The organism is Streptomyces sp. Go-475, from assembly GCF_003330845.1.
In the GTDB taxonomy this organism is placed as follows: domain Bacteria; phylum Actinomycetota; class Actinomycetes; order Streptomycetales; family Streptomycetaceae; genus Streptomyces.
In genome coordinates this window covers 8,227,697-8,249,807 of sequence record NZ_CP026121.1, presented here as the reverse complement: position 1 = coordinate 8,249,807, position 22,111 = coordinate 8,227,697, and the positions used below count along the sequence as shown (strand labels likewise).

The 22,111-nt window shown below is 74.1% G+C and carries 23 protein-coding genes; 13 read left to right on the top strand and 10 right to left on the bottom strand.

Translation table 11 applies throughout. The annotated features are described in order from the left end of the window. The first annotated feature begins 7 nt into the window (after positions 1–7). The 3 genes from C1703_RS37385 to C1703_RS37375 all read left to right on the top strand — a co-directional run bounded on the left by C1703_RS37385 (position 8) and on the right by C1703_RS37375 (position 1,790). Positions 8–445, top strand: coding sequence for a MarR family transcriptional regulator (locus tag C1703_RS37385; protein ID WP_114256988.1), 438 nt, complete (start codon positions 8–10; stop codon positions 443–445). 193 nt (positions 446–638) lie between these two features. Further along, complete coding sequence (locus C1703_RS37380; protein ID WP_114256987.1) at positions 639–1,016, top strand: anti-sigma factor antagonist; 378 nt, start codon at positions 639–641, stop codon at positions 1,014–1,016. Between the two features lie 111 nt (positions 1,017–1,127). Beyond that, a complete protein-coding gene (locus C1703_RS37375; RefSeq protein ID WP_114256986.1) occupies positions 1,128–1,790 on the top strand; it encodes a DUF4230 domain-containing protein in 663 nt (220 codons plus the stop codon). Between the two features lie 41 nt (positions 1,791–1,831). On the opposite strand, the gene C1703_RS37370 is transcribed toward C1703_RS37375, so the two are convergent. Then, positions 1,832–2,062, bottom strand: coding sequence for a hypothetical protein (locus C1703_RS37370; RefSeq protein WP_343236417.1), 231 nt, complete (start codon positions 2,060–2,062; stop codon positions 1,832–1,834). A 241-nt stretch (positions 2,063–2,303) separates the two neighbouring features. Here C1703_RS37370 and C1703_RS37365 point away from each other — a divergent pair, with 241 nt between their 5' ends. Then, positions 2,304–2,843: a VanZ family protein gene (locus C1703_RS37365; protein WP_114256985.1), complete on the top strand. Its 540-nt coding sequence runs from the start codon at positions 2,304–2,306 to the stop codon at positions 2,841–2,843. A 73-nt stretch (positions 2,844–2,916) separates the two neighbouring features. Here C1703_RS37365 and C1703_RS37360 read toward each other — a convergent pair whose 3' ends face one another. Together C1703_RS37360 and C1703_RS37355 are read right to left on the bottom strand one after the other, a co-directional pair. Then, entirely contained in the window at positions 2,917–3,153 is a 237-nt protein-coding gene (locus C1703_RS37360) for a hypothetical protein (protein WP_114256984.1), read from the bottom strand. A gap of 56 nt (positions 3,154–3,209) precedes the next feature. Further along, on the bottom strand, positions 3,210–4,019 hold the full coding sequence (locus C1703_RS37355) for an SDR family oxidoreductase (RefSeq protein ID WP_114256983.1): 810 nt from the start codon (positions 4,017–4,019) through the stop codon (positions 3,210–3,212). A 123-nt stretch (positions 4,020–4,142) separates the two neighbouring features. On the opposite strand from C1703_RS37355, the gene C1703_RS37350 reads away from it, so the two are divergent. The 4 genes from C1703_RS37350 to C1703_RS37335 all read left to right on the top strand — a co-directional run bounded on the left by C1703_RS37350 (position 4,143) and on the right by C1703_RS37335 (position 8,560). Then, positions 4,143–5,171, top strand: coding sequence for a PHP domain-containing protein (locus C1703_RS37350; protein ID WP_114257794.1), 1,029 nt, complete (start codon positions 4,143–4,145; stop codon positions 5,169–5,171). Positions 5,172–5,210: 39 nt separating this feature from the next. Next, the gene (locus C1703_RS37345) at positions 5,211–5,867 is read left to right on the top strand and encodes an HAD family hydrolase (RefSeq protein WP_114256982.1); all 657 of its coding nucleotides are present in this window, start codon (positions 5,211–5,213) and stop codon (positions 5,865–5,867) included. 259 nt (positions 5,868–6,126) lie between these two features. Beyond that, positions 6,127–7,230 carry an aromatic acid exporter family protein gene (locus tag C1703_RS37340; RefSeq protein ID WP_114257793.1) on the top strand — a complete coding sequence of 368 codons (1,104 nt, stop codon included), beginning with the start codon at positions 6,127–6,129 and terminating at the stop codon, positions 7,228–7,230. Between the two features lie 301 nt (positions 7,231–7,531). Continuing rightward, complete coding sequence (locus C1703_RS37335) at positions 7,532–8,560, top strand: SDR family oxidoreductase (RefSeq protein WP_114256981.1); 1,029 nt, start codon at positions 7,532–7,534, stop codon at positions 8,558–8,560. 97 nt (positions 8,561–8,657) lie between these two features. Here the strand turns inward: C1703_RS37335 and C1703_RS37330 are convergent, their stop codons facing one another. The 3 genes from C1703_RS37330 to C1703_RS37320 form a co-directional block, all read right to left on the bottom strand. After that, a complete protein-coding gene (locus C1703_RS37330) occupies positions 8,658–8,930 on the bottom strand; it encodes a hypothetical protein (protein ID WP_114256980.1) in 273 nt (90 codons plus the stop codon). 144 nt (positions 8,931–9,074) lie between these two features. Continuing rightward, positions 9,075–10,052, bottom strand: a complete 978-nt coding sequence (locus tag C1703_RS37325; protein WP_114256979.1) for an aminoglycoside phosphotransferase family protein — start codon at positions 10,050–10,052, stop codon at positions 9,075–9,077. 30 nt (positions 10,053–10,082) lie between these two features. After that, on the bottom strand, positions 10,083–13,265 hold the full coding sequence (locus tag C1703_RS37320; RefSeq protein WP_114256978.1) for a cytochrome P450: 3,183 nt from the start codon (positions 13,263–13,265) through the stop codon (positions 10,083–10,085). A 151-nt stretch (positions 13,266–13,416) separates the two neighbouring features. Between C1703_RS37320 and C1703_RS37315 the strand changes: the two genes are divergently transcribed. Next, complete coding sequence (locus C1703_RS37315) at positions 13,417–14,064, top strand: PAS domain S-box protein (protein ID WP_114256977.1); 648 nt, start codon at positions 13,417–13,419, stop codon at positions 14,062–14,064. Here C1703_RS37315 and C1703_RS37310 read toward each other — a convergent pair. Beyond that, positions 14,004–14,918 (bottom strand): DUF3626 domain-containing protein, encoded by a 915-nt coding sequence (locus tag C1703_RS37310; RefSeq protein WP_114256976.1) that lies wholly within the window; start codon positions 14,916–14,918, stop codon positions 14,004–14,006. The two genes, C1703_RS37315 and C1703_RS37310, sit on opposite strands and share 61 nt — an antisense overlap. A 90-nt stretch (positions 14,919–15,008) precedes the next feature. On the opposite strand from C1703_RS37310, the gene C1703_RS37305 reads away from it, so the two are divergent. The 3 genes from C1703_RS37305 to C1703_RS37295 all read left to right on the top strand — a co-directional run bounded on the left by C1703_RS37305 (position 15,009) and on the right by C1703_RS37295 (position 18,185). After that, on the top strand, positions 15,009–15,503 hold the full coding sequence (locus C1703_RS37305; protein ID WP_114256975.1) for an FBP domain-containing protein: 495 nt from the start codon (positions 15,009–15,011) through the stop codon (positions 15,501–15,503). A 102-nt stretch (positions 15,504–15,605) separates the two neighbouring features. Further along, positions 15,606–16,862: an FUSC family protein gene (locus C1703_RS37300; RefSeq protein WP_114256974.1), complete on the top strand. Its 1,257-nt coding sequence runs from the start codon at positions 15,606–15,608 to the stop codon at positions 16,860–16,862. Positions 16,863–16,997: 135 nt separating this feature from the next. Next, on the top strand, positions 16,998–18,185 hold the full coding sequence (locus C1703_RS37295) for a lactonase family protein (protein WP_198678491.1): 1,188 nt from the start codon (positions 16,998–17,000) through the stop codon (positions 18,183–18,185). Here the strand turns inward: C1703_RS37295 and C1703_RS37290 are convergent. After that, on the bottom strand, positions 18,153–18,881 hold the full coding sequence (locus C1703_RS37290) for a DUF2470 domain-containing protein (protein WP_114256973.1): 729 nt from the start codon (positions 18,879–18,881) through the stop codon (positions 18,153–18,155). The two genes, C1703_RS37295 and C1703_RS37290, sit on opposite strands and share 33 nt — an antisense overlap. 85 nt (positions 18,882–18,966) lie before the next feature. After that, on the bottom strand, positions 18,967–19,575 hold the full coding sequence (locus C1703_RS37285) for a TetR/AcrR family transcriptional regulator (protein ID WP_114256972.1): 609 nt from the start codon (positions 19,573–19,575) through the stop codon (positions 18,967–18,969). Positions 19,576–19,693: 118 nt separating this feature from the next. Here C1703_RS37285 and C1703_RS37280 point away from each other — a divergent pair, with 118 nt between their 5' ends. Continuing rightward, positions 19,694–21,190, top strand: coding sequence for a cytochrome P450 (locus C1703_RS37280; protein WP_198678382.1), 1,497 nt, complete (start codon positions 19,694–19,696; stop codon positions 21,188–21,190). Positions 21,191–21,268: 78 nt separating this feature from the next. Here the strand turns inward: C1703_RS37280 and C1703_RS37275 are convergent, their stop codons facing one another. After that, positions 21,269–22,111 carry a pentapeptide repeat-containing protein gene (locus C1703_RS37275; protein ID WP_198678381.1) on the bottom strand — a complete coding sequence of 281 codons (843 nt, stop codon included), beginning with the start codon at positions 22,109–22,111 and terminating at the stop codon, positions 21,269–21,271.

The following is a 22,111-nucleotide window of genomic DNA, read 5'->3' as shown; positions in this document are numbered from 1 at the left end:
TGCTTCCATGCTCGACACACAGGTGACCAAGGCGCCCCCTTCCCTGCTCTACATGGTCAAGCAGGTGGAGCTCGTCGTGCGCTCCCACCTCGACGAGCTGGTGAGACCGTCCGGAATCACCGCCCTCCAGTACACCGCGCTGACCGTGCTGGAGCGACACGACGGACTGTCGGCGGCCCAGCTGGCGCGTGACTCCTTCGTCACCGCGCAGTCGATCGCCGACCTCGTGCGTTCCCTGGAGGGCCGCGGCCTGGTGCGCCGGGAGCGCAATCCCCGCAACCGCCGGGAGCTGCTGATCCTGCTCACCGACGCCGGACGCGAGCTGCTCGCGCGGCACGCCGGGCCCGTCCGGGAGCTGGAGGAGCGGATGGTGCGCGACCTCACGGCGCACCAGACCGAGCAGTTCCGCCAGGCACTCACCAAGGCCTGGCACGCCCTGTCGTAGGCAGGAGTGCACGCCGGGGCTCACGCCCGCGCACGCCCCCGCGCGAACCTCGGCCAACTCACCTGTAATTCAGAGACATATGTCAATCGAACATGCTCAAATTCATTCGTTCGGGGGTAACTTGCGGAACGGGGAACGGTGTTGAGGACCGCGCCCCCTCCCACGCACGGAGCAGGCTGGAGGCGATCTCGTCGTGCGGCAGGAACCTGCACCGCTCACCCGGCAGCTGCGCGTCCGCCACGAACGGGGGCACACGGTGCTGGAGTTCCGCGGCGAGATCGACCTCGCCGCGGCCACGGAGATCGCCCCGCACCTGGACCGGGAGACGAACCGCCCCGCCGCCCGGATCGTGATCGACCTCAGCCGGATCGAGTTCTTCGACTGCTCGGGCCTGCGGCTGCTGTACCGGGCCAGGAGCCGGGTGCTCGACCGGGGCGGGTACGTGCTCCTCGTCTGCTCCCACCCGCTGACCCTGCGCGTCCTGCGGATCACCGGCCTGTCCCGGCTGCTGCCGCCGCAGCCGACACTCGACGCGGCCCTGCAGCAGCCGGAGGCCACGTCCCGTCCCTGAGGGGGACACGCGTGCGCCCCGCATGCTTCCGCCGGGTTCGTCGAATCCTCAACTCCGCGGTCTGGCAGGGGGCGTGGCGGGCATCCGGTCAGTAGGAAGGAGGGCCGTCGCATGACGACTCCCGTCAAGCGCCTCCCCAGGCGCATGCCCGGCTGGGCCAAGGTGGTGGCCGCGCTCGTGCTGGTGCTCGTCGTGTTCTTCGCCGGGATCCGGCTGAGCGTGCTCCCGGGCCTGAAGGACCTGTTCGGCACCGAGACCCACGACCGGTCCGGCCCCGCGCTGCTGCAGTCCATCCAGGACATCAGCCGCTACGACGCCGCCTCCGGCAACTTCCAGGTCGTCGTGGACCTGGAGAAGGACGCGAAGTTCCTCCCCGACGCGATCCGCGGCACCCGCACCCTGTACGTCGGCGCGGGCACCGTCGACGCCTACGTCGACCTGGGCAAGGTCGGCGAGAACGACGTGCAGGTCAACGGCGACCGCACGTCCGCCACGCTCCGGCTGCCCCACGCGCAACTGGGCAAGCCGGCCCTCGACCCCGACCGCTCCTACGCCGTCTCCAAGCAGCGCGGTCTCTTCGACCGCCTCGGCGACCTGTTCTCGGACAACCCGAACGGCGAACAGGCCGTGCAGCGACTCGCGGTACGGCACATCGGCGACGCGGCGAAGGAGAGCGAGCTGACCGCCCGCGCCGAGTCGAACACCACCGGCATGCTCGAAGGCCTGCTGCGCTCCCTGGGCTTCGAGGAGGTGAACGTCTCGTACGGGAACTGACCGGCTTCCGGGCGGCCCGGGGCCGGCCCCGGCAGCGCGCGTCAGCTCCCGAGGATCCCGGGCAGGGCCAGCGCGCCCAGCAGTGTGGTGCCCACCAGGAGCAAGGCCACGTAGTCCCCGGCGTGCCCGGACCGCAGGCGCCGCAGCGGCGGCGCCCGGTCCGGCGCGGCGAGGAGCCGCGGCCGGGAGACGGCCGCGGCCGCGAGGGCGAGCGCCAGCGCGGTCGAGGCGAGGCCGAGCAGGACGCCGAGCGGGGTCCAGCGCACGGACACGTGCACCAGTCCCCGGTCCCGGCCTCCTGCACGGAGTGCCCGACCAGCTCGACCCCGTCGTCGGAACAGGCCCATGTGGGCGGCGGTCGAGCAGGCCGGTCAGGACGCGCGCGCGGTTCCGGTGCGGAGTGCCCCGGCGCGAGGCGGGGAAACCGTGGCTGGGAACGGCCGGTGGCGGCATCGCCGGCCCCGCTCTGGGTAACCGCGTTACCACGCAGGGAAGTTGAAGACTGGAGGGCCAATGGCCGGTGCAGTGTCACGTCCCCGGACCGCCCGGTCCGGGCGAGAGCGTCGCCCGCTTCCGCTGCCCTTGCGGGTGCTGGCGATGCTGTGCGCCTTCGCGTTCATGGTCGCGTTCGCCGCGGTGCTGGCACGGCTGACCCTGCAGCCCTCGCCCGCCTCGGAGGCGCTGACCCACAGCAATCTGCGGCCGGGCAGTTCGCTGAAGGCCTATCTCGACCAGCCGGAGCTGCGGGACGCCGTCCGGCAGATCGGCGGCAACATCCTGCTGGGCGTCCCCTTCGGCGTCCTCGTCCCCGTGGTCGCCCCGCGCACCCGCGGCATCCTGCGCGTCCTGTTCCTGACGGCCGTGGTGATGCTCCTGGTGGAGTTCGCCCAGGGCGCCCTGGTCACCGGCCGCGCCTTCGACATCGACGACGTCATCCTCAACACGACGGGCGCGCTGATCGGTTACCTCCTCCTGGGCCGCCGCCTCAGCCGCGCGGTCCACGCCCGCAGGCCCCGCCGGGACCGAGCGGGGAAGGCGACAGCGGGCAGCTGAGCTCGGGGCTCTGCTCCCGTCCGGCCGGCCGAGCCCCTCGACGGGCCCCGCCGGGCCGGCAATGCCGTGGGGTCTAGTGCACCGTCCACGTGAACTTGTCTCCGCCGACCCAGCGGACCACGTCCGGATCGTCCAGGTCGTGGACCGTGATGCCGAACGCGGCCGCGGCCGACAGGACGTCGGTGACGGCCCTGGCCTCGCCGACCACCTGGCCGTCGATCTCCACGATCCGGAACGGCGGTGTGCCCGGCTGTACCCCGAGCACCATGATCCGGGGGTGCGCTATGTGCGGGCTCGAGATTTCGGTCATGCATCGAGCGTAGAGCGGAACCGGCTCCGGCGCGGGGTTCAGCTCAGCGGCCGAGCTCAGGGGCGCCGCCAGTCGTCGCCGGTGAGGTGCGAGCCGGCCTGGGGGCCCATCCGCAGCATGCCGCCGTCGACGCTCCAGGAGGCGCCGGTGACGTAGGACGCGTCCGGTCCGGCGAGGAAGGCGATGACGGCGGCGACCTCGCGGGCGTCACCGGGCCTCCCGAGCGGGATGCCGGGGCGGCTCTCGGTGTGCGGGTCGGTGTCCTCCTGCCCGGTCATGGGCGTGGAGATCTCGCCGGGCGCGACGGCGTTGACGGTGATGCCGTGCTCGGCGAGTTCGAGCGCCATGACCTGGGTGAGCAGGCCGAGGCCGCCCTTGGCGGCGCAGTACGGGGCGGCGCCCACGCGCGGCTGGTGCTCGTGGACGGAGGTGACGTTGACGATCCTGCCGCCGTCCCCCTGCCGGATCATGTGCCGGGCCGCCTTCTGGCCGCACAGGAACGGCCCGACGAGGTCGACGTCGAGGACCTCGCGGACCTTCGGCAGCTCCAGGTCGAGGAAGGGCGTCATGGTGCCGGTGCCGGCGTTGTTGACCAGCACGTCGAGGCGGCCGAGGCGCTCGCACAGCTCGTCGACGGTGTCGGCGGCCTCGGGCAGCCGGGTGAGGTCCATCCGGGCGACCTCGGCGCGCCGCCCGTGCGCGCGGACCTCGTCGGCGGTCTCCTCCGCGCCCTTCCCGTCGCTGTGCCAGGTGATGCCGACGTCCAGGCCCGCCTCGGCGAGGCGCACGGCGGTGGCCCTGCCGATGCCGGAGTCGGCGCCGGTGATCACGGCGACCTTGCCGGGGGACGCGGTGGGGGCGGACATTCGGGCCTCCTCGTCGACGCGGGCGGGACGAGGCATCGCAGTACCCGGGTGGGTACGGGACAAACCGCCGGCCCGTCGTGCGGCCCGCGGGGCGCTGGGGAACCCTGTGAGGTGGAGGTGGCGATGGACCCCGTCGAGGCACTGGACCGGATCGCCTTCCTGCTGGAGCGGTCCCTGGCGCCGACGTACCGCGTGCGCGCCTTCCGTACGGCGGCCCGGGTGCTGAAGGAACTGGGCGGGGACGAGGTGCGCCGGCGGGCGGGCGACGGTTCGCTGGAGCAGCTCAAGGGGGTCGGCCCGAAGACCGCGCAGGTGGTGCGGGAGGCGCTGGACGGGCAGGTGCCGGGCTATCTGGAGAAGCTGGAGGCCGAGGCGCGGGAGCCGCGGCCCGCGCGGGGCGGGGAGAAGCTGCGGGCGCTGCTGCGCGGGGACTGCCATCTCCACTCCGACTGGTCCGACGGCGGCAGCCCGATCGAGGAGATGGGCCGGGCCGCGGCGGCGCTGGGACACGAGTGGGCGGCGCTGACCGACCACTCGCCGCGGCTGACGGTGGCCCGCGGGCTGTCGGCCGAGCGGCTGCGCGAGCAGCTGGACGTGGTGGCGGAGCTGAACGAGTCCTGGGCGCCGTTCCGGCTGCTGACCGGCATCGAGTGCGACATCCTCGAGGACGGCTCGCTCGACCAGGAGCCGGAGCTGCTGGACCGGCTCGACGTCGTGGTGGTGTCGGTCCACTCCAAGCTGCGGATGGACGCCCGCTCGATGACCCGGCGGATGGTGGCCGCCGTCCGTGACCCGCACTCGGACGTGCTCGGGCACTGCACGGGGCGGCTGCTGACCGGGCGGGGGCGGCCGGAGTCGGAGTTCGACGCGGACGAGGTGTTCGCGGCGCTCGCCGAGACGGGCACGGCCCTGGAGATCAACAGCAGGCCGGAGCGGCTCGACCCGCCGCGGCGGCTGCTGCGCCGGGCCGTGGACGCGGGGGTGCTGTTCTCCGTCGACACCGACGCGCACGCGCCGGGGCAGCTGGACTGGCAGATCAACGGGTGCGCGCGGGCGGAGGAGTGCGGGGTGCCGCCCGAGCGGGTGGTGACGACGTGGTCCCTGGACGAGCTGCTGGCGTGGACCCGTGAGCGGCGCGTGCCGTCCGGCTGACGTGGTACTCACGCGGCCGGAGAGAAAGGAACCGGATCCATGGAACGCGCGGCCGTGTTCGACGTCGACGGCACCCTGGTCGACACCAACCATCTGCACGTCGTCGCCTGGTGGGAGGCCCTCCGGCAGGCGGGCCACCAGGTGCCGATGCACGCCGTCCACCGGGCCGTGGGCCTGCCGTCCACCGACCTGGTCGCCCATCTGCTGGGTGACGACCGGGACAAGGACCAGGACGCGGACATCAGCGCCGGGCACAAGGCGCTGTACGGGCAGTACTTCGACCGGCTGCCCGCGCTGCCGGAGGCCGGGGCGCTGCTGCGGCGCCTGCACCGGGAGGGCTGGACGGTGGTGCTGGCCACCTCGGCGGGCGGCGCGGAGCTGAGCGCGCTGCGCCGGGCGATCGACGCCGACGAGGCCATCGCCGCCACGGCCAGTGCCGACGACGTCGACCGGGGCAAACCGGCCCCCGAGCCGGTCGAGCACGCCCTGGAGCTGGCCGGGGTGCCGGCGGAGCGGGCGGTGTTCGTCGGCGACACGGTGTGGGACATGCGCGCGGGCAGCCGGGCCGGGGTGCGCTGTGTGGGCGTGCTGTGCGGCGGCATCCCGCGGAGGGACCTGGAGGAGGCAGGCGCGGACGCGGTCTACGCCGACCCCGCGCACCTCCTCGCCTCGCTCCGGGACGGCCCCCTGGCGTGAGGCGACGTGAAACCCCCGGTCACGGGGATACCCGCAGCGCATGACGCGTGTGACGAGTGCGGTACGGCGGACGGCGGGCGCCCTTCGCCCGCGGAGGGACCGAGGCACCACGGCGGACGACACCGGCGGCCCGGCCCCGGGTCCGCGGCCCGGGGGTGTGGCCACCGCCCCAAGGCGTATACGGAACCTGCAGCACGGCATCCGCGCCGTGCAGCCGGTGGACGCCGTACGACGGGAGACCCGGGCCGCCTGGGACGCGATGCGGGCGGCCTGGCGGGGCCCCGGGCGGGAGAGGGATCTGGTCGTCCAGTCGCTGAAGGCGGCCGCGGCGGCCGTGATCGCCTGGCTGGTGGGCGGGGTCTGGATGGGGGACCCACTGGCCCTGATGGCGCCCTGGGTGGCCCTGGTGCTGGTGCAGGCCACCGTCTACAGCTCGCTGGTGCAGGGCGCGCGGCAGTTCGGGGCGATCTGCGTCGGCACCCTGCTGGCTTCGGCGGCACAGGCCGTCACCGGCGACACGACCGGCGCGCTCGCCCTGTCCGTGCCGGTGCTGATGCTGCTGGCGAACTGGCCCCGCTTCGGCGACCAGGGCATCTACGCGGCGACCACCGCCCTGTTCACCCTGGCCGCGGGCACGGTCAGCCTGTCCGGCGTGGGGCACCGGGTGGGCCAGGCCGCGCTCGGCGCCGTCATCGGCGTCGCCGTCAACGCGCTCGTCCTGCCGCCGATCCATCTGCGGGACGTACGGGAGAACCTGGTGGCGCTCGCCCGGGACGTGGGGGACGTCCTGCACCGGGTCGCCGCCGACCTGCGCGAGGGCGAGTGGGACGGGCAGACCGCCGCCGGCTGGCTCAGCGCCTCGGCCGGGCTGGAGCACCGCCTGGACGCGCTGCACTCGGCACGCCGCTGGAGCCAGGAGAGCCTGCGCCTGACCTCCGGTCCGCTGCGCGCCCTGCACCGCGTACCGCACGGGGAGGCCGCGCTGCCGCCGGTGGAGGAGGACGAGCGGTTCGGCCGGATCACCGGGCACGTCACCGCCCTGACCCGGGCCCTGGCCGTGTCCGTGGACGACAACCGGACCCCCGCCCCGCCCGAGGGCCGGGCCCTGCGGTCGTACGCGCGGATGCTGGAGCTCATCGGGGACGCCTGCCAGGCGCAGGCGGACAGTCTGCGCGAGGGCAGCCTGTACGGCCGGCCGGACGACGAGACCGAGAAGGCGATGCGGGAACTCCACGAGGAACTGCAGGACAAGCTCCGCCGGCACGCCCAGGAGGGCGCCGCGCACACGGCGGTGCTCGGCACGCTCCTGCTCCAGGCGGAGAACCTCTGGGCGGAGACCGTGCCCGACGACCAAGGGCAGTGACCCACCTCACGGGGCCGGGCCCGTGAACCCGGAACACCCAGTGGTAGTTCCCCGTTGAACAACACGTGGGTGCGGATGGGACAGTGTCCCCGGGCCTCACCATTCGCCCACAGGGACGATCGTTCGGCTGAAGCCCTGTGGAGCCCCTCGCCGAGAGGCGACCGCCGTCCGCGCCCACCTCAGAGCCGCCCCGGCCGTGATTCCCCCGTCCGGCCGGGGCTTCCTTCTGCCCACGTGCAATCCGCCCCACCCGGGTACTCGGTCATCTCTCGCGGAACCACGCGGCCGAGAGGAGCCAGAGGTGAGCAGCGCAACGGGCATGAGGGTCGTCGTCACGGGCGCCACGGGCAACGTGGGCACGAGCGTGGTGCGACTCCTCTCCGAGGATCCCGAGACCGGCTCCGTCCTGGGCCTGGCCCGACGGCTCCCCGACTGGTCGCCCCCGAAGACCGACTGGGACGCGGTCGACCTGGCCTCCGAGCGATCCGACCTGGTGGAGCGGTTCACGGGCGCCGACGCGGTCGTCCATCTGGCCTGGGCGTTCCAGCCGACACACGATCCGGCGGCGACCTGGCGCACCAACGTGCTCGGCAGCATGCGGGTCTTCGAGGCGGTGGCCGCCGCGGGGGTGCCGGCGCTGGTGCACGCCTCGTCGGTCGGGGCGTACTCGCCGGGCCCGAAGGACGAGACGGTGGACGAGTCGTGGCCGACGCACGGCTGGCCGGACGCCGCGTACTGTCGGGAGAAGGCCTATCTGGAGCGCGCGCTGGACACGTTCGAGCGCGACCACCCCGGGACGCGGGTGGTGCGGATGCGCCCCGCCTTCCTGTTCAAGCGGGAGTCCGCGAGCGAGCAGCGCCGCATCTTCGGCGGCAAGTTCCTGCCGGGCCCGCTGGCCCGCCCCGAGCTGCTGCCCTTCCTGCCCGACATCCCGGGGCTGCGGGTCCAGGCGCTGCACACCGACGACGCTGCGCGGGCGTACCGGCTGGCCGTGCGCTCCGACGCCCGGGGCGCCTTCAACCTGGCGGCCGATCCGCCGGTCGACGCGCACGTGCTGGGCGAGATGCTGGGCGCCCGGCCCGTGCGGCTGCCGCGCACGGCGGCCCGTTCGGCGATCGCGGCGGCCTGGGGCCTGCACCTGCTGCCCGCCTCCCCGCACCTGTTCGACGCGGTGCTGCGGCTCCCCCTGATGGACTCCGCGCGCGCCCGGAGGGAACTCGGCTGGCAGCCGGAGCGTACGGCGACGGAGGTGCTGGCGGAATTCCTGCGGGGCCTCCAGCAGGGCGCGGGGGCGGGGACGGAGCCGCTGCGGGGCCGCAAGGTGGGCTGACCCGCCGGAGATCCCGACGAGGACGAGGCCGAGGGCCGCAGCCGACCCCCACAGCCGGCTGCGGCCCTCGGTGTCGGTGGGCCCTCCGCGTCCGCGTTCAGGCGGAGGGCTCGTCCGGCACCGGGTGCTCGGGATGGACCGTTCCGGACCGCGGCGCGCCTTGCCGGCCCGTCCCCGCTTCGTCCGTGTCGGGGACGTCTTCGGCCGGCTCGCCGGCCTCGTCCGCCTGGTCCTTCTCGCCCTTGCCGGTGCCCGTGAAGCGCGGTGCGACCTCCCACGGGTCCTCGCCGGCGTCGGCCTGCTGGTCCGGCATGTCCCGCGGGACGGGATCACCGTTCTCGCCGGGTGCTTCGAGGCGGTGGTCGGTCACGGCACTACTCCCTTCGCTCGTCCGGGCGCCACGCGAGTACCTCCGCCGTGCGCCGGGAAACCTCGGCGCGATGCGCGCTCCGGCAGCGCCGTACGCCAGGTGGGGAACGCACTGTCCGGTGTGCGGGCGGCCGCCGTCGGTGAGCTAATGCGCGGGGTCCGCCACGAGGGCCTCGATCTCGTCCAGGGCGGCGACGAGTTCCGGGGCGACCGTCTCCCGCAGCCAGCGCTCCCGGTCCGGGCCGTACTCGCGCGGAACCGTCTCGGTGATCATGATCAGGTCGAGGTAGGCGCGGTACAGGGCGAGGCGGAGGCGGGCCGGGGTGTCGAACTCCGCCCGGCCGCCGGCCTCCCGGTAGCCCGCGAGGAACGCCTCGTCCTGCCTGATGTCCCCGAGCAGCGCCAGGGAGATGAAGTCGGCCAGGGGGTCGCCCCAGAACATGCGCTCGCCGTCGATGAGGCCGCCGATGCGGGCGCCGCCGTCCGACCGGTCGACGAGGATGTTGCCCTGCCACAGGTCGAAGTGCACGAGGCAGGGCACGGTGACCTCGTCGAGGGCGCCGTACGCGGACTCGGCGGTACGCGCGACCGCGTCGGCGGGACGGGGCAGCCGGGCCCCGTAGCGGCGGGCGTCGTCGAGGACGGCGTCGAACATCGTCTGGAACGCGGTCCGCCAGTCGGGGGCGAGCGGGCCGAGGGCGCCGGAGGGGTAGCCGTAGCCGGGGCCCGTCACGCGGTGGAGCCGGGCCACCTGGCCGCCCAGCTCCCGGCGCAGGGCGGTCGTCTCCCGCGCGGTGAGCGAGTCGTCCCAGGGGTCGCCCGGGCAGGCCGTCATCAGCAGGAAGTCGTCGCCCAGGGACACCAGCCGCGGCACGCGGACTCCCACGCCGGCGGCCGAGCGGTAGAACTCGGCCTCCGCGACGAGCAGCCGGCGCTCGTGCCGCAGGCCGGGGACGGCCGCGGGGGGCGGGATCTTCAGCACGTAGCGGCTGCCGTCGGTGAGGCGGAGTTCCTCGACGGTGTTGTAGGTGCCGCCGGTCAGCGGGGCGAGGTGGGCGAGGCCGCCGGGGTCCAGGCCCGCCTCCTCGAGAATGCGCCGGGCCCGTTCCCAGGAGTCCACCACCGTGCGCCCACCCCTCCCCTTCGTTCTCGGTCAGCCGGCCGCGTACACGTCCTCGACGTAGCGCCCGTCCGCGATCAGCCGGTCGAGCCACTGCTCGGCGGCGCGCTCGTCGGCGTCCGGCGTGTGCTTGCGGTACAGCGTACGGAACGCCTCCCGCACCCCGGGGGCCATTCGGGAACCGTCGCCGCACACGTACACCCGCGCCCCGGCGTCCAGCAGCGCCCAGACCTCCTCGGCCTCGGCGGCGATGCGGTGCTGCACGAACCGCGCCTCGCCCTCGGGGACCGCGCTGAAGGCGGGGCGCAGGGAGACCGCCCCGGCCCTCTCGGCGGCGCGCAGCTCCTCCGCGTGCAGGAAGTCCGCGTCGGGGGCGTCGCAGCCGAAGTAGCACAGGGCGGGGGCGAGTGCGGCGCCCTTCGCGAGGGCCGCCGTACGGTCGGCGATGGCGCCGCGGAACGGGGCGAGGCCGGTGCCCGCCGCGACCATGACGACCGGTGCGGAGCCCTCGGCCTCCATGCGGAAGGCTTCCCGGCAGGGCTGCACGCGCGCGTACACCGTGTCGCCGGGCCGGACCGTGGCGAGGTGGCCGGAGCCGGTGCCCCGGTAGACGCCCCTGCCCGAGCGGGCGGGCGCCTGGAGCAGGGAGACCATCAGGTCCACGTGGGCGGGGTCGACGGCGGGCGAGGAGGAGATGGAGTAGTGGCGCGGGCGCAGGGGGGTGAGGAGGTCGAGGAGCCGCGGCCAGTCCAGGGCGCCGCGCAGCGCCGGGTGGTCCTCCAGGATCTCCACGAGGGTGCGCGGGTCGTCGGTGAGGGCGGCCAGGGCCGCGCGCTCCGGCGGGCAGGGGTTGGCGGCGGCGAGCGCGGCCAGTTGCCCGGCGCTCGGGCGCTCCTGCAACTCGACGTGGTGGGTGAGGAGCTGGCGTACCGTCACGGGCCGGTCGACGGCGATGCCGTCGCGGCGCGGGCGGGTGGCGCGGATGTCCAGGACCGTGTCGAGGTCGGCGCCGAGCGCGGCGGCGGCGCGGGCGACGAGGTCCGGGGCGTTGGCGGGCAGCACGGTGAGGTGGTCGGCCGTGCGGTAGGTGACGCCGTCCGGCAGCGCCACGCGGAGGTACCGCTTGCGGCGCGGGTGGCCGGGCGCGGTGAGGTCGTGGGCCTCGGTGACCCGCATGGGGACGAGGTCGTGCCGTTCGGCGAGGGCGTCCAGCGGGCCGCCGGTGAGGGTGCGGACCTCGTAGGCGGCCGTGGGCTCGCCGGCGTCCGGGGCGGTGGCGTCCGGGTCGCCGTACCGCTCCAGGAGGGCGGTGCGCAGGGCGGCCGTGAACGCGCGGACGGTGCCGGTGAGGTCGCCGGAGGCGTCGGCGGCGGCGCGCTCCAGCAGGCGGGTCGCGCCGGACGCGGCGAGCCGCTCGTCGATCCGGGTGGGGACGTGCTGGTAGGTGGCGGCCCAGTTGCGGTCGCCGACGCCGAGGACGGCGTAGGTCACGCCGGACAGGTCGTGCTCCTCCTCCAGCCGGGCGGCGAAGGCGGTGGCGTCGTCGGTGGGGCGGCCGTTGTAGGAGGCGGCCGTGATGACCACGGGCCGGTCGGTGGGCAGGCCGTCGGCGTAGGCGTCCAGGGGCGCCACCTGCGTGTCGCAGCCGAGCGCGGCGGCCTCGTCGGCGAGCTGGGCGGCGAAGTCGCGGCAGGTGCCGTAGTTGCTGCCGTGCAGGAAGAGGGCGGCGGTGCCGGGGCGGACGCGGGCGGGCAGGCCCTGGGGTTCGGCCGACCGGGACTGCCGGGCCGGGGCGGCGCCGGGCAGCGGCGGGTGGACGCGGTCGGCGGAGGTGCGCGGGGCGAGGGTGAGGGTGAAGCCCTCGGGCTTGAGGGTGAGGGTCTCCTTGACCGTGAGCCGGTAGTCGGCGTGGTCGCGCAGCCGGTAGCGGTGGACGAGCATGGCCAGCAGCATGGTCGCCTCGTGCAGTGCGAACTGCCGTCCGATGCAGGCGCGTTCGCCGGTGCCGAACGGCTTGAAGGCGTGCACCGGGCGCTCGGCCTCCGCCTCGGCCGTGAAGCGGGCGGGGTCGAACAGCTCGGGGTTGTCGCCCCAGACGGGCTGCCGGTGCAGCATCGGCGTGAGGACCAGGGCGGACTGGCCGGCACGCAGCGGGACGCGGCCGCCGAGCAGGGTGTCCTCGCGGGCCTGCCGGGCGAACACGGCGGCCGTGGGCCACAGCCGGAGCGCCTCGTTGAGGACCTGGCGGGTGTAGGTCAGCTTGCCGACCTCGTCGTAGGTCGGCTCGGGGTCGGCCTGGTCGCCCCACAGCTCGTCGGCCTCGCGCTGCACCAGCCGGAGCGCGGTGGGGTGCTTGGCGAGGTAGTACAGCGCGAAGGACATGGCGCCGGACGTGGTCTCGTGGCCGGCGATCAGGAAGGTGATGACCTGGTTGCGGATGTTGGCGGCGTCGAGGGTGGTGCCGTCGGCCGGGTGCTCGGCGGTGAGCATCAGGCCGAGGAGGTCGTCGGCCTGGCTCTGGTCGGTGCCGGTGCGGGCGGCGATGACGTCGTCGACGACCCGGGCGAGGTGGGCGGCGTCGTCCCGGAACGCCGCGTCCGCCGCCGAGTGGTCCTGGCCCGGGACGCGGGCGAGGCGGGTCATGCTCCACTCCAGGCAGCGGACCATCGACTCGACGAAGGGGTGCGGCTCGGGCCGTTCGAAGGAGCCGAAGTCGTAGCCGAATCCCGCGAGTCCGATGGTGTCGAGCGTCATGCGGGTCATGTCGCCGGGTACGTCGACGGGACGGCCGGCGCGGGCGTCGCGGTCCCAGGACGCGATGAGCCGGCGGGCCACCTTTAGCATCACGGGGTGGTAGGTCCGCATCGAGCCGAGCGCGAAGGCGGGCATGAGGATGTCGTGCGCCTTGGCCCAGTTGGGCTCGTCGTTGTAGGCGGTGAACAGTCCGTCGGCGGCGAACTCGCGGACGTTCTCCAGACCGGGCCCGATGTGCTTGGCGAACCGCTGCTCGTCCGCGAGGTCGGCCACGAGGTCCAGGTCGCCCACGAACAGGGTGTCCCGCCCGTACAGCCGCCGCACGAAGACGGGCCCGTGCTCGCGCATCAGGTCCATGGCCTGCTGGATGGGCGCACCGCCGGGCCCGGTGGCGGAGATGTCGGCGACGGGGACGCCGGGGAGGGAGTCGGCGGTGAGGGGAGTCTGTCCGGTGGGGGGCATGACGCGGCAACTGCCTTTCGCGGTACGGAAGTACTGCTTCCAGCGTGATCCACCGGCCCCGGCGGGCGGTGTCGCCGCCCTACATGATTGTGTAGTACAAGCAGACGCGTCGCTCTTGCGCGGGAGCGACCCGGCGTGGCAGGAGAGACCCGTGGAGCTGGCCCGGCTGGAGGCCGTGATGTGGCGCAACCGCGCGCTGCTCCTCTTCGACCGGATCGCGATGCCGGTCGCGGTGTGCGATGTGTACGGGGCGGTGCTGCTGGCCAATCCGGCGATGGCCGCGGAGTGCGGTACGACACCGGGGCGGCTGCGCGGCCGGGACGTGCTGGAGCTGTTCAGCCCGCGGGAGGCGACGCAGGTGGAGCGGATCGCCGAGGCGCTGCGGCTGCGGCACCGCTCGCGCTACCAGGTGTCGGTGCGCTGGCGGGCACCCGGCGGCGCGGAGCGGTACGGGGAGCTGACGGCGGACCCGGTGAGCGACACGGTGGAGGACACGCCGGCGCTGCTGGTGATGCTGCGGGTGGAGGGCGAACGCGAGCGGCCCCGTGCGGACCCGTCCGCCGGGCACCCCCGGGTCACCCCGGTGGAGGCCCGCATCCTCGCCCTCCTGGCCGGTGGCGCCACCACGGCCCGGGCGGCCCGCGAGACCGGCCTCACCACCGACGGCGTGACCTACCACCTGCGCCGCCTGTCCTCCCGCTGGAACGCCGCCAACCGCACGGAACTGGTGGCCCGGGCCTACGCGCTGGGGGTGCTCACGCCCGGTGTGTGGCCGCCGGAGGCCTCCGTCCCGCAGTAGGCCGTGCCCGCGCCCTCCGGGGCGCCGAAGCGGGCGAGGGTGTGCCAGACCATCTTGAGGTCCTGGAGGTCGTACCGGCCGGTCCGGGCGGCGTCGCCGATGGCCCGGGGGTCGACGAGGCCGTCCCGGGCGATCCTGGCCCCGAGTTCGGCGTACTCCTGTCCGCGGTAGTCGCCGTGGCGGCGCAGCTCGGCCGCCGTGAGCCGGTAGCCGGGGTGCCACTCGAGGGGGCAGGGCAGCCGCCGGGCCGCGGCCTCGACGGGTGTCCCGCGGTAGCAGGCGTCCAGCACGAGGGCTTCCACGTCGCGGGCGAGGTCGACGCCGCCGTGCACCTGCGCCTCGATGTAGTCGTTGAGGGCGTCCTGCTCGTCCGCCTCGGCCAGCGCGATCAGGGACATGCCGGCCGCGACGCCGAAGTGGGTCGGCTCGGCGGCGCTGTCGGGATAGCAGAACGTGGCGCGGTCCAGGGTCGCGGCGCGCAGCCGGAAGTGCGAGGAGCCGAACCGGGGTGCCGCGCCGACGACCTGCCGGCGGAAGTTCAGGGCACCGTACACGGGCCGCTCGTGCCCGGCCGCGGCGTCGTACGCGCCGCCGAAGATCCTGCTCTCCCAGCGCCACCGGTCGCCTCCGGGGTGGGCGGTGAGGCCGCCGTTGCTGGTGCCGGTGACGAACTGCGAGTGGTATCTGCCGTCCTGCGCCAGCGCCGCGAGGACGGGCCGGCCGCGCGCGGTCCGGTCCGGGTGGAAGTTCAGGGTGATGCGCAGGCGCGCGTCGACGCCGGGCCCCGCCGAGCGGGCCGCGACATGACGCAGCGCCGCCCGGGCACACGCACCCACAACCCCGCGGAAATCCATTGGCTCCCCCTCGCCGCCGATGTCTACCCTGGCCCGGACACAGAAACCTAGGACCCCTAGGTTACGGCGACGACCACCAGGAGCCCTCCCATGAGATCACTCACCGAGCAGGACATCCGCAACTCATTTGTCAACTGCTCCAAGGGAGAGGCCAAGCGCCTGGCCGTGCCCCGGGACCTCGCCGAGCGCCCCTGGGACGATCTCGACTTCCTCGGGTGGCGGGATCCGGGAGCACCCGACCGGAGTTATCTCGTGACCGAGCGCGGGGGGCGGCTCGTCGGGGTGGCGATGCGGTTCCAGGCCGCGCAGCGCGGGTTCCTGCACCGCAGCATGTGCTCGCTGTGCCTGACGACGCACCCGCGGGGCGGGGTCTCGCTGATGACCGCGCGGAAGGCGGGGACGGCCGGACGCGAGGGGAACTCGGTCGGCGTGTACATGTGCACCGACCTCGCCTGCTCGCTGTACGTGCGCGGGAAGAAGGTGCCGGAGACCGGCGCCCGGTTCGAGGAGAGCCTCACGCTGCGGGAGCAGATTGACCGGACCACGGGCCACCTGGCCGCGTTCCTCGACAAGCTGTACGCCTGACCGCCCTCGGCCGCCCCCGTTCCCCCTGGGCATTGGCGTCCTCCGTGGATACGTTCGATCATGGGTGCGTTCGATGCGCCAGGGAAGGGGAACAGCCCGAGGATGCGAGAGGTACGTGAGTGGACGGCGCACGCGACGCGGGTCCTGGAGAAACGCCGTGACCCCGTGGTCGTCCAGACGCTGCGGTCCGCGACCGCGGCGACGATCGCCTACGTCATCGCGCTGCGGCTGAGCCCCGAGAAGGCACCCCTCACCGCTCCCCTGACGGCCCTGCTGGTGGTCCAGGTGACGCTGTACGCCACGCTCACCAACGGCTTCCGGCGGGTGAACGCCGTGGTCGCCGGGGTCCTCGTCGCCATCGCGTTCAGCCTGCTGGTGGGTCTCACGTGGTGGAGCCTGGCCCTGCTGATCGTGGCCGCGCTGGCCGTGGGGCGGCTGGTCCGGGTGGAGGAGTACGTCCCCGAGGTCGCGATCAGCGCGATGCTCGTCCTCGGGGTCACCACCGTCGGGGACACCGCCTGGGCCCGGGTCCTGGAGACGCTGATCGGCGCGGTCGTCGGGCTCGGCTGCAATCTGCTGCTGCCTCCGCCGGTGTGGGTGGAGGAGGCCGGTGAGTCGATCGAGGGCCTGGCCCGCCGGCTGCGGCAGCTGATGCTGCGCCTGGGCGAGGAGGCCGCCGCCCGCGGCACGCCCGTCGACCGCGCGGCGGAGCAGTTGCACGAGGCGCGCCGCCTGGACCACGACATCGTCGAGGTGGACGCCGCCCTCAGACAGGCCGAGGACAGCCTGCGGCTCAACCCGCGCGTCCGGGAGGGCCTGCTGCACCGGGTGGTGCTGCGCACCGGCCTGGACACGCTGGAGATCTGCACGGTCGTCCTGCGGGTGCTCGCCCGTTCCCTCACCGACCTGGCGAAGGAACGCGAGCCGGAGCCGCTGTTCGAGGCCGAGACGGGCGCGGCGCTCGAGCAGCTGCTGTCCGAGATCGCCGACGCCGTGGTGAGTTTCGCGGTGCTGGTCACCACCCATCTCAGCGCCAGCGCCGAGTCGGCGGAGGAACGTCTCGCCGCGGAACTGCGCACCGCGGCGGGCACCCGCGACAAGCTGGCCCTGCTGCTGCGCGAGGAAGCCGAGCGCGACCCCGGGCACTGGCAGCTTCCGGGCGCCGTCCTGACGGAGGTGAACCGGATCCTCGACGAACTCGACACCGAGCACCGCACGCGTCGCCTGCTGGAGGAACTGGACCGGGTGTCGCGGGAGCAGCGCGTGCGCATGCCGCGGCTGACGCGGATGCGCGAGCGCCTGGGCGTTCAGGAGCAGCTGTGGCGGAACCGGACCGGGGTCGGCGGGCGTTCCCGCTGAGGGAGAGGACGGCTCCCGGTCGACCCCGAGTCCTGTTGCGCCGGACGCAACGCCAAGTGCCTTTGTTGCACCCGACGGGTGATCCACGCCAAGGTGGCTGTCGCGACGGGGACGAGTGACGAGCTGAGGGGCGACATGGACAGCACCGGCTGGAGCAGGCGCCGATTCGTCGGCGTGCTGGCGGGAGGGTCCGCCGCGGCGGCACTGCCGGCCTGCGACAAGGCGCCCGAACCCGCCGCCTCCCCCGCGCCCGAGGCGAGTACGAACCCCTCCGGCGAGGCCCGGCGCCCCTCCGGCCCGCGCCCCCTCTACCTCGGCACGTACACGTCGGCCGAGGGCGGCGGCAAGGGCATCGGGCTGGCCGAGTACGACCCGGCGACCGGCCGGATCACCGGCACGGGCACGCTCACCGGCGTCGGCGACCCGTCGTACCTCGCGATCCACCCGGACCGCCGGACGCTGTACGCGGTGGACGAGCGCGAGGACGGCGCCGTGACCGCCGTGCGGCTGTCCGACCGGAAGGTCCTGGGCAGCCGGAGCACCGGCGGTGCGGCCCCCTGCCATCTGTCGGTGCATCCGGGCGGGCGCTGGCTGTTCAGCGCCAACTACGGCTCGGGCAGCGTGGCCGTGCATCCGATCGACGCCTCGGGGGCCCTCGGCGAGCGCACCGACCTCGTCACGCACTCCAGTCCGCCGCCCGGCCCCGGCCAGGAGGGCCCGCACGCCCACCAGATCATCACGAGCCCCGACGGGGGGCACGTCCTCGCCGTCGACCTGGGGACCGACACCGTCTACACGTACCGGCTCGACGAGAAGGCCGGCACGCTCACCGAGGTCACTCGGGCGCGAACCCGGCCCGGCGCCGGCCCGCGCCACCTCACCTTCCACCCCGGCGGCCGGTACGCCTACCTCGCCGACGAGGTCGACAACACGGTGGCGGTCTGCTCGTACGACCCCGCCTCCGGCCGCGTGCGCGTCGGCGAGGCGCAGTCCACGGGCACGGGTCCGGGCACCAGCTACCCGGCGCAGATCCTCGTCACCCCGAACGGCCGGTACGCCTATCTCGCCAACCGCGGCGACAACAGCCTCACGCGCTACGCGATCGAGGCGGACGGTGCCCGGCTCAAGCTGCTGGACACGGTGCCGGTGGACGGGGACTTCCCGCGCCAGATCGCCCTCTCGCCGGAGGGCACGCTGCTGTTCGCGGCGAACCAGAAGTCCTCGACCGTCACCGTCTTCCACGTGGACGAGACGAGCGGGGCCCTGCGACGGGCCGGCGAACCGTTTTCCTCACCGGTCGCCGTCTGTGCGCTGCCGCTGTAGCGCCCGGGGGCAGGACGCGGCGCTCGCCTGGCCGAGCAGGACGTGCATGCGCTCGGTGAGCTGCGCGACGTCGTCGGCGGGCCGGTGGAACGCCAGGCGTACGTCGCCGTGGGCGCGGGCGCGTTCGATGCGCAGGGTGAGGCCGTGCCGGTCGACGGCGAGCGGCTGGACCCGGACCGCGCCGTGCAGGCTGTCGGAGTCGACCAGGCGGGTGAGCCGCTCGACCGCGTCGGCGTGGCAGTCGGCGAGATGGGTCAGCAGCCTGGCCTCGGCCGTGGTGAGCGGGTCGGGCGCGGCGGCGGCGAAGTCGTCCAGGTCCACGACGACGGCGCCGGACGGCTGCCGCAGCACCACGCGCGTGGGCGTGAAGGCGAGCCGGCCCTCCTCGACGGCGAACCAGCCCGCGAGCCAGAGCCGGGCGCGGATCCGGCTGCGGAGCGGGACGGGCGCCACGTCGGCGAACTCCAGCACCGCGGACGGCTCGCCCCGGGGCGCGCAGATCGCGGTCGCGAGCAGGGCGCTGTCCTCGGGCACGTCCACGAGCACCCGGCCGTCCTCGGCCACCGTGTGCGCGCCGACCAGCTCCTCCCGCGTGCCCTCCGCGGTCACCGAGCAGGACCACGCGGCGGCGAGCACCGAGCGCGCCCGTTCCGCCGCGGCAGGGGCCGCCGTCCAGCTGTGGCTGTCGTCACCCATCCCAGACCTCCTTAGGTAAGCCTCACCTAACCTATCGAAGATCGGGGTGTGCGCCAACCTCCTCACGTGATCTTTGCGAGACCTTTCAGGGAGTGAGAACGCCCAGCAGGGCGCGCGCGCACAGCTCGCGCACCTGATCCCGGCCCAACTCCGCGCCGCGCAGCCACTCCAGGCAGACGGCCGTGGTGAACGCCAGCCAGCCGCGCACGGCGAGCCGCACCTCGGGCCGCTCCTCGAAGGCGGGACCGAACTCGGGGTCGGCGGCCAGCGCCGCGAGGATCTGCCGCTCCTGCGCGGCCAGGGCCCGCTGGTACACCCGGCGCACCGCCTGGTCCCCGGCCGCGTCGGCGCGGTGGAAGGCCCGGTAGCCGTGCGCGTGCTCCCGGACGTACCCCAGGAACGTGTCGAGACCGTCCGCGAGCTGCTCGCGCACCGGGACGCCGGGAACCGCCGCCGTCATGCGCAGCATCCGCTCGCTCTCGCGCTCGACGACCGCCGCGAAGAAGTCCCGCTTGGTCGGGAAGTAGTGGTACAGCAGCCCGCGCGACACCCCGGCGATCTCGGCGACCTGCTCGATCCACACGTCGTCGTACGGACTCTCGGAGAACAGCCGCGCCCCGACCGCCAGCAGTTGCTCGCGGCGCTCCTCGGTGCTGAGCCGGCGGCGGGTGCGCCCGGCCTGGTTCGCGGCCATGCCCGCACTTTACTTGACGCCGGTTCAACAACGGGACCAGACTGAAGCACGCTATTGAACCCACGTACAACACACGGGCGACACGTGCGAACCCGCCGCTGGATCAAGGGAGATCGCGATGACCCAGGCGCCGACACGGGACGGGGTGCCCAAGGGGTTCCGGAGTGCCGAGCTGGGCTGGCCGGAGCTGGACCGCATTCCGCATCCGCCGCACCGGATCCCGCTGCTCGGTGACGTGGTGGGCGTGAACCGGCGCACTCCGCTGCAGGACTCGCTCCGGTACGCCCGGCGACTCGGGCCGGTCTTCCGGCGGAAGGCCTTCGGCAAGGAGTTCGTCTTCGTCTGGGGTGCCCGGCACGCGGCCGACCTCGCGGACGAGTCGCGGTTCGCCAAGCACGTGGGGCTCGGCATCGCCAATCTGCGCCCCGTGGCCGGGGACGGCCTGTTCACGGCGTACAACCACGAGCCGAACTGGCAGCTGGCGCACGACGTGCTCGCCCCCGGGTTCAGCCGGGAGGCCATGGCGGGTTACCACCCGATGATGCTGGCCGTCGCGCGGCAGCTCACGGAGCACTGGGACCGGGCGGCCGCGGCGGGCCGGGCGGTGAACGTGCCGGGCGACATGACCAAGCTGACGCTGGAGACGATCGCGCGGACCGGTTTCGGGCACGACTTCGGCTCGTTCGAACGCTCCCGGCCGCACCCCTTCGTGACCGCGATGGTCGGCACGCTGACCTACGCGCAGCGGCTCAACACCGTGCCGTTCCCGCTGGCCCCGCTGCTGCTGCGGAGCGCGAGCCGGCGCAACGCGGCCGACATCGCCTACCTCAACCGCACGGTCGACGAGCTGGTCCGGGCCCGGCGCGCCGGGGGCGGCGGGGACGGGGACCTGCTCGACCGGATGCTGGAGACGGCCCACCCCGAGACCGGGAAGCGGCTGGCGGACCGGAACGTGCGCCGCCAGGTCATCACCTTCCTGGTCGCCGGCCACGAGACGACGTCCGGCGCGCTGTCCTTCGCCCTGCACTACCTCTCCCGCCACCCCGAGGTCGCGGCCCGGGCCCGCGCCGAGGTGGACCGCGTCTGGGGAGACACGGCGGAGCCGGCCTACGAGCAGGTGGCCCGGCTGCGCTACGTGCGCCGGGTGCTGGACGAGTCACTGCGGCTGTGGCCCACCGCGCCCGCCTTCGCCCGGGAGGCCCGGGAGGACACCGTGCTGGCCGGAGAGCACCCGATGCGGCGCGGGGCGTGGGCGCTGGTGCTGACGCCGATGCTGCACCGGGACCCCGAGGTGTGGGGCGCGGACGCCGAGCGGTTCGACCCGGACCGCTTCGAGGCGGGGGTCGTACGGACCCGGGCGCCGCACACCTTCAAGCCGTTCGGGACGGGGGCGCGGGCGTGCATCGGGCGCCAGTTCGCGCTGCACGAGGCGACGCTGGTGCTCGGCCTGCTGCTGCGCCGCTACGAGCTGCGGCCCGATCCGGCCTACCGGCTGCGCGTGACGGAGCGACTGACGCTGATGCCGGAGGGGCTGCGCCTCCACCCGGAACACCGGACGCCGGTGCCCGCACCGGCCCCGGAGCCGCGCTGTCCCGTACCCGGGGCGGATGCCTGACGGTGGGAACCGATCAGCCTCAGAGCCGCACGCCGTCCAGAACCCGTGGCAAGTGCCTGACCCGGGAACCGGCCGGTCTCAGAGCCGCGCTGTCCAGTGCCCGGGGTGGGTGACTGACTCCGGCAGCCGGGTACCGGCGCTGCCACGCGCCGCGTTGAGCTGCGGCTGGGTGAGGAAGAACGCCCCGGTCAGGTCGGCGTCGGTGAGGTCCGCGTCGCGCAGGTCGGCGCCGATGAAGTCGGCGTCCCTGAGGTCCGCGCCGGTGAGGTCGGCGGCGATGAGGTAGGCGCCGCGGAGGCTGGCGCCGCGCAGGTCGGCGCCCTTGAGGCGGGCGCCGATGAGGTCCGCGCCCCGACGGTCCTTCTTGCGCCCCTTGATGCCGGCCCGGACCAGCTCGCTGGTCCTCAGCAGCAGGACGTTGACCTCCTGGCGGTGGGCGGCCACATCCAGTTCGGCGAGCTCCTCGGGGGTCCCGCCGGTCAGGCCCTCCGTCTTCTCCAGGGCCTCGCGCAGCTCGGCGTGGACGAGGCGGGCCGCCGGCAGGGCGAGCGCCTCGGTGAGGTACCAGAGCAGCTCGTGCAGCTGCCGGACGACCGGGAACACGTCGAACATGCGGCGGGAGTGGCCGGGCGTCCCCGTCCGCCAGTCCTGCCCGCCGAAGGTGACCTGCGAGACCCGCTGCCCGGCGCCGAAGCAGTCGTAGACCGTGCAGCCGGTGAAACCTTTCTGCCTCAGCTTGGCGTGGATGCCGCAGCGGTGGTCGTCCTGGAGGTCGCGGCAGGGTGTGCCGGCGGCCTTGTCGACCGCGAAGTCGGCCGAGGCCGTGAACGGCAGGGCGACGCAGCAGAGGCCGAAGCACCGGGCACAGTCGCCGCGCAGTTCCGCTCGCGCGGCGTGGTGATCTCGCATGGCGTTCAGCAT

Coding starts and splice junctions, on each gene's coding strand:
- C1703_RS37310 (WP_114256976.1), bottom strand. CDS start 14,918: ATGGATTTCCGCGGGGTTGTGGGTGCGTGTGCCCGGGCGGCGCTGCGT.
- C1703_RS37385 (WP_114256988.1), top strand. CDS start 8: ATGCTCGACACACAGGTGACCAAGGCGCCCCCTTCCCTGCTCTACATG.
- C1703_RS37300 (WP_114256974.1), top strand. CDS start 15,606: ATGCGAGAGGTACGTGAGTGGACGGCGCACGCGACGCGGGTCCTGGAG.
- C1703_RS37285 (WP_114256972.1), bottom strand. CDS start 19,575: ATGGCCGCGAACCAGGCCGGGCGCACCCGCCGCCGGCTCAGCACCGAG.
- C1703_RS37340 (WP_114257793.1), top strand. CDS start 6,127: ATGCGGGCGGCCTGGCGGGGCCCCGGGCGGGAGAGGGATCTGGTCGTC.
- C1703_RS37290 (WP_114256973.1), bottom strand. CDS start 18,881: ATGGGTGACGACAGCCACAGCTGGACGGCGGCCCCTGCCGCGGCGGAA.
- C1703_RS37355 (WP_114256983.1), bottom strand. CDS start 4,019: ATGTCCGCCCCCACCGCGTCCCCCGGCAAGGTCGCCGTGATCACCGGC.
- C1703_RS37360 (WP_114256984.1), bottom strand. CDS start 3,153: ATGACCGAAATCTCGAGCCCGCACATAGCGCACCCCCGGATCATGGTG.
- C1703_RS37275 (WP_198678381.1), bottom strand. CDS start 22,111: ATGCTGAACGCCATGCGAGATCACCACGCCGCGCGAGCGGAACTGCGC.
- C1703_RS37375 (WP_114256986.1), top strand. CDS start 1,128: ATGACGACTCCCGTCAAGCGCCTCCCCAGGCGCATGCCCGGCTGGGCC.
- C1703_RS37365 (WP_114256985.1), top strand. CDS start 2,304: ATGGCCGGTGCAGTGTCACGTCCCCGGACCGCCCGGTCCGGGCGAGAG.
- C1703_RS37350 (WP_114257794.1), top strand. CDS start 4,143: ATGGACCCCGTCGAGGCACTGGACCGGATCGCCTTCCTGCTGGAGCGG.
- C1703_RS37320 (WP_114256978.1), bottom strand. CDS start 13,265: ATGCCCCCCACCGGACAGACTCCCCTCACCGCCGACTCCCTCCCCGGC.
- C1703_RS37295 (WP_198678491.1), top strand. CDS start 16,998: ATGGACAGCACCGGCTGGAGCAGGCGCCGATTCGTCGGCGTGCTGGCG.
- C1703_RS37305 (WP_114256975.1), top strand. CDS start 15,009: ATGAGATCACTCACCGAGCAGGACATCCGCAACTCATTTGTCAACTGC.
- C1703_RS37280 (WP_198678382.1), top strand. CDS start 19,694: ATGACCCAGGCGCCGACACGGGACGGGGTGCCCAAGGGGTTCCGGAGT.
- C1703_RS37345 (WP_114256982.1), top strand. CDS start 5,211: ATGGAACGCGCGGCCGTGTTCGACGTCGACGGCACCCTGGTCGACACC.